This window comes from Sporosarcina sp. E16_3, assembly GCF_017347125.1.
Classification (GTDB): Bacteria; Bacillota; Bacilli; order Bacillales_A; family Planococcaceae; genus Sporosarcina.
Genome location: NZ_JADPRX010000023.1, coordinates 12,285 through 25,030, shown reverse-complemented (window position 1 = coordinate 25,030; position 12,746 = coordinate 12,285). Strand labels below are relative to the sequence as shown.

10 protein-coding genes are annotated in these 12,746 nt (G+C 39.3%); 7 read left to right on the top strand and 3 right to left on the bottom strand.

Translation table 11 applies throughout. From position 1 onward, the window contains the following. Nucleotides 1-498 precede the first annotated feature (498 nt). Nucleotides 499-1,473, top strand: a complete 975-nt coding sequence (gene trhO / locus I2483_RS13415; protein WP_207277644.1) for an oxygen-dependent tRNA uridine(34) hydroxylase TrhO — start codon at nt 499-501, stop codon at nt 1,471-1,473. A 75-nt stretch (nt 1,474-1,548) separates the two neighbouring features. On the opposite strand, the gene I2483_RS13410 is transcribed toward trhO, so the two are convergent. Next, nucleotides 1,549-2,016 (bottom strand): hypothetical protein, encoded by a 468-nt coding sequence (locus I2483_RS13410; protein WP_207277643.1) that lies wholly within the window; start codon nt 2,014-2,016, stop codon nt 1,549-1,551. Further along, nucleotides 2,013-2,216, bottom strand: a complete 204-nt coding sequence (locus tag I2483_RS13405; RefSeq protein WP_481886347.1) for a helix-turn-helix transcriptional regulator — start codon at nt 2,214-2,216, stop codon at nt 2,013-2,015. The genes I2483_RS13410 and I2483_RS13405 overlap by 4 nt, the downstream gene beginning before the upstream one ends. Nucleotides 2,217-2,404: 188 nt before the next feature. Between I2483_RS13405 and I2483_RS13400 the strand changes: the two genes are divergently transcribed. From I2483_RS13400 to recQ, 6 genes are all read left to right on the top strand, one after another. Continuing rightward, the gene (locus I2483_RS13400; protein ID WP_207277641.1) at nt 2,405-3,232 is read left to right on the top strand and encodes a DUF368 domain-containing protein; all 828 of its coding nucleotides are present in this window, start codon (nt 2,405-2,407) and stop codon (nt 3,230-3,232) included. 125 nt (nt 3,233-3,357) lie between these two features. Then, nucleotides 3,358-5,253 carry a PrkA family serine protein kinase gene (locus I2483_RS13395; protein ID WP_207277640.1) on the top strand — a complete coding sequence of 632 codons (1,896 nt, stop codon included), beginning with the start codon at nt 3,358-3,360 and terminating at the stop codon, nt 5,251-5,253. Nucleotides 5,254-5,350: 97 nt separating this feature from the next. Then, complete coding sequence (gene yhbH, locus I2483_RS13390; protein WP_207277671.1) at nt 5,351-6,517, top strand: sporulation protein YhbH; 1,167 nt, start codon at nt 5,351-5,353, stop codon at nt 6,515-6,517. Further along, the gene (locus tag I2483_RS13385; RefSeq protein WP_218624957.1) at nt 6,514-7,923 is read left to right on the top strand and encodes a SpoVR family protein; all 1,410 of its coding nucleotides are present in this window, start codon (nt 6,514-6,516) and stop codon (nt 7,921-7,923) included. Before yhbH ends, I2483_RS13385 begins: the two co-directional genes overlap by 4 nt. 293 nt (nt 7,924-8,216) lie before the next feature. Then, complete coding sequence (locus tag I2483_RS13380) at nt 8,217-10,043, top strand: ATP-binding protein (RefSeq protein ID WP_207277639.1); 1,827 nt, start codon at nt 8,217-8,219, stop codon at nt 10,041-10,043. Nucleotides 10,044-10,223: 180 nt separating this feature from the next. Further along, complete coding sequence (gene recQ, locus I2483_RS13375) at nt 10,224-12,002, top strand: DNA helicase RecQ (RefSeq protein WP_207277638.1); 1,779 nt, start codon at nt 10,224-10,226, stop codon at nt 12,000-12,002. 85 nt (nt 12,003-12,087) lie between these two features. Here the strand turns inward: recQ and I2483_RS13370 are convergent, their stop codons facing one another. Then, nucleotides 12,088-12,729, bottom strand: coding sequence for a queuosine precursor transporter (locus I2483_RS13370; protein ID WP_207277637.1), 642 nt, complete (start codon nt 12,727-12,729; stop codon nt 12,088-12,090). Nucleotides 12,730-12,746 lie beyond the last annotated feature (17 nt).

Here is a 12,746-nt window from a genome sequence, read left to right as displayed (position 1 = left end):
TAAACATACTTTTATAGTATACATGAAAAGAAAGAATGCACCAAGGATTGACATAAGTTCCGAAAAAACTGATTATCCTTAGTTAATATTGGTGTAATTTGTGCATATTCAAACTGTGAATAATTTTTGACTAGCATTTCTAAAAGACGTTTTCTACGTCCAGACTCCAGCGCCTAGGGGCTCGGGTCATAAGTCGGTCCTGCTAGGAAGGATTGAACTGCATCCTTCCCGGGTGAAAAACACCGCTTCGCCAGCCCGTCTTATGCCTGCCGCGGGCCTACAGGACGTAGGTTATGCAGCTGTTGCCACAGGAAGTGGCGCACTTAGGCTGCATTCATTTGTAACAGGCGCTTGCGCTTTTGTCTATTTATGCTATAATATCAGCGTCCCGGATCTTGCAAATGCGGGTTTGCTTTTGTCTATTTACAATTATTTGTGAATAATTCGAGCCGGTTGTTGCTATAACATGCAATTATAAAAACAAGGTGGTTGGAAAGAATGGAAAAAAACGCATACCAGGTACTTCTCTATTACAAATATGTAACGATTGAAGATCCTGAAATGTTAGCTGTCGAACATTTGGCGGCATGTAATGAAATTGGTTTAAAAGGTCGTATTATTCTAGGTACTGAGGGAATCAATGGTACATGTTCGGGAACTGTTGAACAAACGGAAGCGTACATGAACATGATGAGAAACGATGAACGATTCAAAGATATCGTTTACAAAATCGACGAAGCAGATGGACATACATTCAAAAAAATGCATGTGCGCGCTCGTGAAGAAATCGTTAACTTGAGCTTGCCTGATGATATTAACCCAAATGAATTGACGGGCAATTACTTAAGCCCTGAAGAATTCTACTTGCAGATGCAAAATGAAGATACAGTTGTTATCGATGCGCGTAATGACTATGAGTTCGATCTGGGACACTTCCGTGGTGCGGTTCGTCCAGAGATTGAAAACTTCCGCGATTTGCCTGAATGGATTCGCGACAATAAAGAACAGTTCGAAGGGAAGAAAATCCTGACGTATTGCACTGGTGGAATTCGATGCGAAAAATTCTCAGGTTGGCTTGTACGTGAAGGTTTCGAAGACGTTGGTCAATTGCACGGAGGAATCGTTACGTACGGCAAAGATCCAGTAGCCAAAGGCCAGCTTTGGGACGGACAATGTTATGTATTTGACGAACGAATTGCAGTTCCAATCAATCAAGTGGAGCATGTAATTGTTGGCCGCGATCATTTCGATGGCACGCCGTGTGAGCGCTATGTGAACTGTGCGAATCCAATATGTAACGCAAAAATCATTTGTTCTGAAGAAAACGAGCATTTATATATGCGTAGCTGTACGGACGAATGCCGTACACACCCACGTAACCGTTACTTTGTTGAGCATAACTTAACAGTAGAGCAATATGATGAGCGTCTTGAAGCAATTGAACGTCGTAAAAACGAAACGCACGCGATTTAAATAATAAAAATGCCTAAACAGATTTATCTGTTTAGGCATTTTTATTGATTGGACAGAAAGTGCATTTTTAGCTATTCATTGCAAATAATGATGGCGGTAGGAAAAGTAATAAGTAATCAAACCGGCAATCGGGATAGATGAAGCAATCAATAAAGTCAACAAAATCGGGTATTTCCCTTCGAAGGTTAGGATTAAAGCCATTGTCGCTAGGGCAATAGGCGTGAGAATAAGTATGGCTAAAAGAGCATTTTTTGCCGCTTTTCCAGTTATTACTGCTTCCCGCTCATCATTCGAATTAAATTCAGGCAAAATCATTTCCTTCATAATAAATCGGCCATCGGGACTGTTCTTTATATATTTATACTGTTGAAAATGAATGAGTCCTAGGACAATCCAAAAGGAAAGCATAATATAAAGTCTTGAGCTACTGCTCGAACTACTGAGTGAAGTAGGTGAATCATAATTAAAGATGCTGAACGCGTAAAGACTAAATGTGATAGTTACCAAAACTCTTAGAGATATTGCTATCGTTACATTTTTCATGGTCTCTCCTCCTTCGAAAAAATCCTTTCAATCGGCATTTCAAACACTTCCGCGATATTCATAGCTAGCAGGAGGGAAGGAGTATAACTGCCTTTTTCTAGTGAGACGATTGTCTGTCTTGTAACCCCAACCTTGTCGGCGAGATCTCCTTGTGTCAAATTGAAACGTGCTCTTAACTCCTTTACGCGGTTTGTAAGCAAATACATCCCTCCATGTTGCATGTTATGTAGATTGTATAGTATGACACTCTAAATGTAAAGTTAACTATACAATTAGAGTACTTAACTTTACATGATGACGACAAAAATTGTCACTTCTGCCCCTTACCCATGGACCCGTTAAAGTGTTATACTTAGACCATTCAATTGAAATTGGAGGAACTATAGTTATGCAATGGAGAAATTTATATCGCGGATTCTTTATGGGGATTAGCGATCTTATTCCTGGTGTGAGCGGAGGAACAATTGCGTTCATTTTGGGAATTTATGATGAATTATTAGCTGCGATTAGCGGATTTTTCAGCCGTAATTGGAAGAAACATATCGGTTTTTTACTGCCACTAGGGATTGGAATGGGTGCTACACTCCTACTGTTCAGTAGGGTAATCGAATACTTACTTGAAAATCATCCTGCACCTACTCAGTTTTTCTTTATGGGGCTTGTTATTGGTGTACTACCTTTCATTACAAAGCAAGCGGGTGTGAAAAGAAATTTCACATGGAAACATTTAATTGTCATTCTGTTAGTTGGAGCGGCACTTGCTTCACTAGCATTCATTAAACCACAAGATACGGTGGTCATTACTTCCTTGACGGCTTCCAATGCGATTGGGCTCTTTTTCGCTGGATGGGCGGGAAGCATGGCCATGTTATTGCCGGGCATTAGCGGTTCATTCATTTTGCTGATTTTGGGCGTCTACTCGACGGCAATTGGTGCATTATCGAACTTTAATTTACCGATTATAGCCGTTATCGGTGCCGGAGTAATTGTCGGGTTCATCGTCAGCAGCAAAGCAATTAGTTATTTGCTGAAGCATTTTATGTACATCACGTTTGCTGTGATTATTGGACTTATTGTCGGTTCGTTATTCGTCATCTATCCCGGGATTCCCGAAAGTGGAACACCATTTGTTATGAGTGTCATTGCTTTCTTTACAGGTATCGTCGTCGCGAATATGTTCAGTTCACCGAACAAAGCTTCAATCGTCAATAAGTAGTGAATAGTGCCGCATCTGAAACGGATTGAACCGTTTCTGGATGTGGCACTTTTCATATTTACCGTCATTATAACTTCTCTCCTCGCATACTATGGATAAAACATGCCCTGACTGGAGGGAAATTGATGGATATTTTAAACAAAGTAAGAAACTTCCGAGAAGAAGAAAACAGACTTAAGTGGGAAGGCACGTTTGCTGATTACCTCGCCATAGTGAAGGACAGAAAAGAAGTCGCACAAACAGCACATTCACGTGTTTATAATATGATTAAAAGCTCTGGGTTAGTGGAAAAAGACGGTAACAGGCTCTATCAATTTTTTGGAGAAGAGATTTTTGGACTTGAAGAGTCAATCGAAAGACTTGTGGAAGAATACTTTCATCCCGCAGCTAAAAGACTAGAGGTTCGTAAACGGATTCTGTTATTGATGGGTCCCGTAAGTGGTGGTAAATCTACAATCGTGACTTTATTGAAACGTGGGCTTGAGAACTATTCCAAAACAGATGAGGGTGCGGTTTATGCCATCAAAGGCTGTCCAATGCATGAAGATCCACTGCATTTAATCCCACAGAATTTGCGCAAAGATTTTTTAGAGGCGTATGGTATTCGTATTGAAGGCAGCTTGTCGCCGTTAAATTCAATGCGGCTAGAACAAGAATATGATGGAGAAATTGAAAATGTACTGGTAGAACGAATCTTTTTCTCAGAAGACAAACGTGTAGGCATTGGAACATTTACACCTTCCGATCCAAAATCACAGGATATTGCAGATTTAACGGGAAGTATCGACTTTTCCACAATTGCCGAATTTGGTTCCGAATCGGATCCGCGTGCTTATCGCTTTGACGGTGAATTGAATAAAGCAAACAGAGGTATGATGGAATTTCAGGAAATGCTGAAGCTGGATGAGAAGTTTCTATGGCACTTATTATCGCTGACCCAGGAAGGTAACTTTAAGGCAGGCAGGTTCGCGTTGATTAGCGCAGATGAACTAATTGTCGCGCATACCAACGAAACAGAGTACCGATCTTTTATTGCCAATAAAAAGAATGAAGCTCTTCACTCAAGAATTATTGTGATGCCGATTCCTTATAATCTAAAAGTTAGCCAGGAAGAATGTATTTACGAAAAAATGATTAAAGAAAGTGATATGGCACATGTTCATATTGCTCCACATGCTTTAAAGGTAGCGGCGATATTTTCAGTGTTGACACGATTGGAAGACTCCAAGAAACAAGGAATTGATACCGTAAAGAAAATGCGTCTCTATGACGGGGAAGATGTAGAAGGATTTAATCAAATGGATGTGGAGGAATTGAAGAAGGAATTTCCGAACGAAGGGATGAACGGAATTGATCCGCGTTATGTGATCAACCGTATTTCCTCAGCTATCATTCGGAAAGAGGTTTCTTCTATTAATGCACTTGATGTCTTACGATCCTTGAAAGATGGACTCGACCAGCATGCCTCTATTTCGCAGGCAGACCGTGATAAATATATGAACTATATTGCAATCGCAAGAAAAGAATTTGATGAAATTGCCAAGAAAGAAGTGCAAAAAGCATTTGTTTATTCATATGAAGAATCAGCTATTTCGCTGATGGATAACTACCTTGATAACGTAGAGGCCTTTTGCAATAAAAATAAGTTGAGGGATTTCTTAACAGGGGAAGAAATGAATCCGGATGAAAAACTCATGCGCTCCATTGAGGAACAAATCGGCATTTCTGAAAATGCGAAAAAAGCGTTTCGAGAGGAAATCCTCATTCGGCTGTCTGCCTATGCGAGAAGCGGAAAACGTTTTGACTACAATTCTCATGAACGTTTGCGGGAGGCCATTCAAAAGAAACTGTTTGCTGATCTAAAAGATGTAGTAAAAATTACGACTTCATCAAAAACACCGGATGAATCGCATCTTAAAAAAGTGAACGAAGTGATTGCGAGGCTCATTGATGAGCATGGTTATAATTCTATTTCTGCAAATGAATTACTACGCTATGTCGGTAGTCTGCTTAATCGATAATACCAGGAAGTGATGAGAACAAGACTGATGCAGCATTAGTCTTGTTCTTTTCTAAAATCAGTAGCAAACATTGGATAAAAGATGGGTGTGGATGATGATGAATGAAAAAGACAATGAACATTTTGCTGTCTCGCAGGAAAACTGGTCCCTTCACAGAAAAGGATATCAAGATCAGCAACGCCATCTAGATAAAGTGAAAGAAGCAATTCAAAATAATTTACCGGATTTAATCAGTGAGGAAAGTATTATCTTGTCAAAAGGTAAGGATGTTATTAAAATTCCGATACGGTCGCTTGATGAATATAAAATACGGTACAATCACGACAAATCTAAGCATGTAGGGCAAGGAAATGGCGATAGCCAGGTAGGTGATGTAGTTGCGAAAGATGGATCACAGGGGAAAAGTGGGTCTGGTACTGGAAAACAAGCCGGGGATCAAGCGGGGCAAGATTATTATGAGGCGGAAGTTTCGATTGCTGAGTTAGAGGATGCCTTGTTTAAAGAAATGGAATTACCAGACTTGGAACAAAAAGAGCAGGCTGAAAACACAGCAGAAAAAATTGAGTTTAATGATATCCGAAAAAAAGGGCTTATCGGAAATATTGATAAAAAACGAACAATTTTAACGGCTATTAAAAGGAATGCAATAAAAGGGAAAGCTGAAATTGCCCCATTCAACAATGACGATTTACGTTTTAAAACATGGGATGATGTGAAAAAACCAGAATCTAAAGCAGTAGTTCTTGCCATGATGGATACGAGTGCATCAATGGGGAATTTTGAAAAAACGATGGCTAGAAGTTTTTTCTTTTGGATGGCCAATTTTTTACGAACGAAATACGAAACAGTTGAGTTTGAATTTATTGCGCACCATACAGAAGCAAAAGTGGTGTCAGAAGAAGACTTTTTCTCGAAAGGAGAAAGTGGAGGTACAATTTGTTCATCTGCCTATTTAAAAGCACTAGAACTGATTGAGAAAAAATACAATCCCACACGATTTAATATTTACCCTTTCCACTTTTCTGACGGTGAGAATATGTCTTCCGATAACGACAAATGCATAAAGCTTGTTCAAGAAATTATGGCTGTATCCAATATGTTTGGGTACGGCGAGGTAAATGCCTATAACCGTTTTTCAACAATGATGTCCTCATTTAAGAAAATCGATGACCCGAAATTCCGTCATTATATATTGAAAGAAAAACGAGATGTCTACTTTGCACTTAAAAGCTTTTTTCATAAAAACTCGGAGGGATTCGATTGACGGAAATAAAAGCGCTTCATCGTGCGATTGCTGAAATTACAGAGATCGCAACTGGATTTGGCCTCGACTATTATCCCATGAGGTATGAAATTTGCCCAGCCGATATTATTTATACATTCGGGGCATATGGGATGCCAACGCGTTTTACACATTGGAGTTTTGGAAAGCAATTTCATAAAATGAAGCTGCAATATGATCTTGGTTTGAGTCAAATCTATGAGTTAGTCATAAATTCGAATCCTTGTTATGCCTTTTTACTGGATACGAACAGCCTTATACAAAATAAACTTATTGTTGCCCATGTTCTTGCACACTGTGACTTTTTCAAAAATAATGTTCGGTTCTCTAATACGAGAAAGGACATGGTAGAGAGTATGACGGCAACGGCCGAGCGCATCGCGAATTATGAAATGATTCATGGTAAAGACGAGGTCGAGCGCTTTTTAGATGCTGTATTGGCCATTCAAGAACATATAGATCCTTCTATACTAAGGTATCAACGACCAGCTGATGACTTGGATGAGGAAAGTGTTAAGGAAGAAATTATTCGGAAAACGCCTTATGATGATTTATGGAATTTGGATAGAAAAGTGGCAGAGAAGAAAGTAACAATTCCAAAGGGAAAGAAAGTACCTCAAAATCAGGAAAAAGATCTATTGCTATTTATTTTAGAGTATAGTCGTGAATTGGAAGAGTGGCAACGTGATATATTAACGATGATGCGCGAGGAAATGCTCTACTTTTGGCCGCAGCTTGAAACAAAAATTATGAATGAGGGCTGGGCATCTTTTTGGCATCAACGAATTTTGAGGGAAATGGATTTAACGTCAGATGAGACAATTGAATTTGCTACATTAAATGCGAATGTTATCCAGCCTTCGAAAACCTCCATCAATCCCTATTATCTGGGATTGAAAATATACGAGGATATTGAAAAGAGATACAATAATCCGACGGAGAAAATGAGAAGATTAGGGGTTCAGCCTAATACGGGTATAGAAAAAATCTTTGAAGTGAGAGAAATTGAATCGGATATATCCTTTATCCGCAACTATGTCACCAAAGAGTTGGTTCAGCAGGAAGATTTATATCTATTTGAAAAAAAGGGCGGCAACTATCAAATTAGCACTAAAGATTATGAAGACGTAAGAAATCAATTAGTCTCTATGCGTGTAAACGGTGGTTTTCCATATATCGTAGTTGAAAATGGGGATTACTTGCGTAACGGAGAACTGTATTTGGTGCATAAATACGAAGGTACCGAACTGGACCTAAAGTATTTAGAAAGTGTGCTACCTTATATTTATCAATTATGGGGACGGATTGTACATTTGGAAACGTATGTAGAGAATTTACAAGTCGTCTATTCGTATGATCGGAACAAGGTATATCGAAGGTATGTTTAGGTGACTGTGCGCTAACCAATAGGCAAACAACGCGATATTTACGGTAAGTTTAATTGTTCCAATAGGTACGTACTATCCCGCAATCGGATCTTCGATTGTGGGATATTTTGTTATAATGTAGAAATAGGTTACTGCGCAAATCTTAGAGGAATTGTATGAATGAATTAAATACCGTATTTTTACGTTTTCCAAAAATGTGAAAAAATGGGTTTCTGATAATTGCGACACTCATAGAAAAATATGTTAGAATAGCAGTTAGAATATAATAAACTTCGAAATAGGGAGGGATATAGATGCCGAATTCTTATGTATTGCATGAAGATAAGGGTCTGGATACTGGAAATGCATATGTTGAAAAAATTATTTTCAGTTTGACTGAAAGTGGAGAGATTCTAAATGCGAATAAAGATTTTTGTACTATTTCGGTGAAAAAAATCCCTTCTATAATCGGTACATCTATGTATGAATTTATTTATGAAGATGATCGACCATTATTCATCGAACGAATCAATAAATCCCAAGGTGGAAAATTGATTCCGTTTACTTTCAGATTTACTGGAAGTACAGGCAGTGACTTTCCACTTTATGTGAATATGTGCAACTGGATTTCTCAGAATGAAGTACTTATACAAGCAATTCCGATTGTAGATACGTTCGCCTATACGTCTGTTGAGCGCTCGTTAATTAATAAAGAAACCACGGTATTTGACATTACAGATAGCGCTGCAATCAATTGTGATTTTGACGGGAATGTTATTGGCGTTAATGACGCTTATATTGAACTCTTTGGATGGACACGTAAAGAGCTAGAGGAGAAGAGAGCTTCAATGGTTCCTGATTTTCTTATGTACGAACTTATAGAAATTAAGGAACGACTCATTAATGGCGAAAAAGTAGTCCGATTGAACACTGTACGAATAACGAAAAATGGACTTATGCTTCCTGTTAATATCGTTTTATTGCCGTATTATGACAACGCCGGAATGGTTCAAGGCATTTTTGCGCTTTCGAGAAAGCTTGAGGAAACGCTAGAAATGAAAGCTTTCGTTGAAAAACAGTTGGGAAATATTTTGCAACAGGAAGTATTAATAAAGGATATTACGAGAAATTTGGAATTTGGCGTATGTCAGTATGATGTTAACAAGGGACTGTACCTGTACGTAAGCCCTGGAATAGAAACACTTATCGGCATCCCTGCCTTAAACTTAATGAAAGATCCTGGACTGTTTGTCTCGACATGTCATCCAGATGATAAAATGGGACTGTTACGGTTTTTTAAGAAATTATCTACAGACATAACTGAAATTGAGTATCGTGTGTTAAATAAGGATGAACAAGTGAGCTGGATTCGAACGAAAATTACCCCTGTCATGGATAAGGTGGGAGTAGTTGTGAGATATGTTTCAATTACGGAAGATATTTCTAAACTAAAAATGCAAGATGAACTTCTTAGAAAGTGGGACATGCTTAACATTGTTGGACAATTATCTGCAAGCTTTGCTCATCAAGTTAGAAATCCATTAACAACTATAAAAGGGTTCATTCAATTACTTACAATGGGGCAGGAAAACACGTTTGGTTCCATTATGACAGAAGAGCTTATAAAAATTGAAATGATTATCGAAGAATTTCTTCAACTAGCAAAACCGAGTAATGGAACGGAATTCACAACTACATCCATCTTTAACGAAATAAACCGAACCATCTCTTTAATGGAGAAAGAAGCAATGCTCCATAATATAGCATTCAATATGAAACTTGATGATAAAGATCAATTCATTCATTGCGAATCGAAGCAAATCCAACAAGTATTCATTAATTTAATAAAAAATTCGATAGATGCAATGCCGAACGGCGGAGAAATAACAATAAGTACAGTGGCTGAGGAAGGTCGAGTTGTCAAGATTTCTCTTTCCGATACTGGTATCGGGATACCATCAGAACGTCTTAATAAGCTTGGAGAACCATTCTATTCACTGAAGGAGAAAGGGACAGGTTTAGGACTTATGGTTAGCTATAAAATTATTGAAAACCATCATGGATCTATTCAATTCAAGAGTAAAGAAGGCCATGGAACGACTGTAGAGATTAGTCTTCCGATAATAACCCCTACTAGTTAAAAGTACTTTTTTCGGTTTCTACGGATCTAACTGGACTGACGGACTTTCATTCCATTATGTCGCTTAATCTGATATTCTTATATAAGATGCTCAGGGCGATAGGAAATGCATGTTTTTGAAAAATAATACAACTTTAAGCGCCATAATCCGGTGCTTTTTTCTTTGATATATAGTTAGGAGATGGTCCAAATCGAAAAAGCTTTAGCGATACTGACAACATATTTCGGATATCCTTCATTTAGAACGGGGCAGGAGCAAGTTATCCGGGGCGTTATGAGTTCTCATGACACGCTTTGTGTCATGCCAACTGGGGGCGGGAAGTCTGTTTGTTATCAGGTACCTGCACTTGTAATGGAGGGTACTGTTCTTGTTATTTCACCCCTTATTTCCTTGATGAAAGATCAGGTTGATGCCCTCCACCAGGCTGGAATTCCAGCGGCATACATTAACAGTTCGATGTCATCTGAGGAATACTTTGAAACAATGGAAAGGGCTGTAATGGGCGAATACCAGCTTCTTTATGTGGCGCCGGAGCGACTGGATTCACCGTCTTTCAAAAACCAGTTGCGCCGGATGACAATTCCAATGGTTGCAATCGACGAGGCGCATTGTATTTCGCAATGGGGTCATGATTTCCGTCCAAGTTACCGTAATATAAGCAGTATCGTTTCTCTGTTCGATAAAAAACCGGTCCTACTTGCACTTACAGCTACCGCCACCCCTGCTGTTCGGGAAGATATTTGCCGACAGCTTGGGATTAGTGAAAACAATACGGTCATGACTGGTTTCGAACGGGCGAATCTTACTTTTTCTGTGGTTAAAGGTCAAGACCGTGAGAAATTCGTCAAAGAATATGTCCGGAAAAATGAAGGGGAAGCGGGCATCATTTACGCTGCGACACGAAAAGCGGTTGATCATGTGCATGACATCCTTCAGAAAAGTGGCGTGTCAGTTGCGAAATACCATGCAGGACTTGGAGATATTGAACGCCAGTCTGGGCAAGACCGCTTTTTGAATGATGAGGCTTCCGTGATGGTTGCGACGAATGCATTTGGTATGGGGATTGATAAATCCAATATCCGTTATGTGATTCATTACCAGATGCCGAAAAACATGGAGAGCTATTATCAGGAGGCAGGGCGTGCAGGAAGGGACGGGCTTGACAGTGCTTGTACTGTGCTTTTTTCATCACAGGATGTCCAGACCCAGCGATTCCTAATTGATCAATCACAAGACCCGAGCAGAATCCCAGCGGAGCTTGAAAAATTGCAGTCAATGATTGACTACTGTCATACGGAAACCTGCCTCCAGAAATTCATTATTTTGTATTTCGGAGAGACAGATGTGAAGAACTGCGGTCGCTGTGCTAATTGTACGGACACACGGGAAAGTACGGATGTGACTGAAGATGTTCAAAAAGTATTGTCATGTGTTATTCGAATGGGACAACGGTTCGGTAAGGCGATGATTGCACAAGTATTAACAGGATCTAGGAATAAGAAAGTGATTGAATTCGGTTTCGATAAATTAACGACATATGGTTTAATGAAAGGGCGTAGTGCAAAAGATATTTCCGATTTCATTGAGTTCATCATTTCGGAAAGTTATCTTGGCGTAGAGAATGGGCAATTTCCAACCATTTACGTCAGTGAACAAGGGAAAGATGTGCTGACTGGCAAAGTAACTGTCAATCGAAAAGTGACTGTTATTACAACGCAAGTTGCGAATGATGATCCGCTATTCGACCAGCTTCGGGCACTTCGTATGAAACTGGCTCAAGAAGCCGGTGTACCTCCGTTCGTCGTTTTTTCAGATAAAACATTACGTGATATGTCGGCCAGAATGCCAATTACAAATGATGATTTCCTTGAGGTTAACGGTGTCGGTCTTGCGAAACTAGAAAGATACGGGGAAGCTTTCATGGAAGAAATCAAGACTTTTCAAATGCAAAACGTTTAACACTAGTGTGAATGAAAGAGGCAGGTACTATCTCAAATCGAGATGGTGCCTGCCTCTTATTTATTCGGAATAATGGATTGTCACTTTAATTGTGTGCGGTTATCGTATTCGTTTTATCTATTTTATCCGTCCTTCTGCATAACGCAACAAGTGCGTAAACAATAGGTGTGTCTAGGATTGCGACAATAAATTTGAAGATATATTGGCTGAAGATCATTCCAATTAAAACGCCTAGTGGCATTGTGCCGTAAAAAGCGATCGAAATAAAAATAGCCGTATCGACAAGCTGGCTTACCATTGTGGATGCGTTATTGCGGATCCACAATTTCTTTGTGCCATGTCGTTTTTTTAGTTTGTCAAAAATCGCAACGTCGAGGTTCTGGCTTATAAGGTAAGCAACCAAACTCGCGATTGTCACACGGAAGCCCGCGCTGAAGATCGTTTCGAACGATTCTTGGTGTTCATAGAAAGGGGCTGCAGGTAACTTAATGGCAATCCAGATGAAGAAAATTGCGAAAAGTTGTGCCATAAAACCTGTTAGAACGGTTCTTCTAGCAGCTTCTTTGCCATACGCTTCTGTTATGACATCCAGGAGCGGATAGGTGCAGACATAAATGAGTGCAGCTGCAGGTAATACAATCCACTCGCCAATACTGAATAATTTCACAGCTAATATATTTGATAAAATTAATAATCCGACGAAAAGTCCATTCAAATAATAAAGCATTGTTGTTACACCTCTTC

What these genes read in the sequence shown, in the direction of transcription:
- trhO (WP_207277644.1), top strand. Translation starts at nt 499, where the DNA reads ATGGAAAAAAACGCATACCAGGTACTTCTCTATTACAAATATGTAACG.
- I2483_RS13410 (WP_207277643.1), bottom strand. Translation starts at nt 2,016, where the DNA reads ATGAAAAATGTAACGATAGCAATATCTCTAAGAGTTTTGGTAACTATC.
- I2483_RS13400 (WP_207277641.1), top strand. Translation starts at nt 2,405, where the DNA reads ATGCAATGGAGAAATTTATATCGCGGATTCTTTATGGGGATTAGCGAT.
- I2483_RS13395 (WP_207277640.1), top strand. Translation starts at nt 3,358, where the DNA reads ATGGATATTTTAAACAAAGTAAGAAACTTCCGAGAAGAAGAAAACAGA.
- yhbH (WP_207277671.1), top strand. Translation starts at nt 5,351, where the DNA reads ATGAATGAAAAAGACAATGAACATTTTGCTGTCTCGCAGGAAAACTGG.
- I2483_RS13380 (WP_207277639.1), top strand. Translation starts at nt 8,217, where the DNA reads ATGCCGAATTCTTATGTATTGCATGAAGATAAGGGTCTGGATACTGGA.
- recQ (WP_207277638.1), top strand. Translation starts at nt 10,224, where the DNA reads ATGGTCCAAATCGAAAAAGCTTTAGCGATACTGACAACATATTTCGGA.
- I2483_RS13370 (WP_207277637.1), bottom strand. Translation starts at nt 12,729, where the DNA reads ATGCTTTATTATTTGAATGGACTTTTCGTCGGATTATTAATTTTATCA.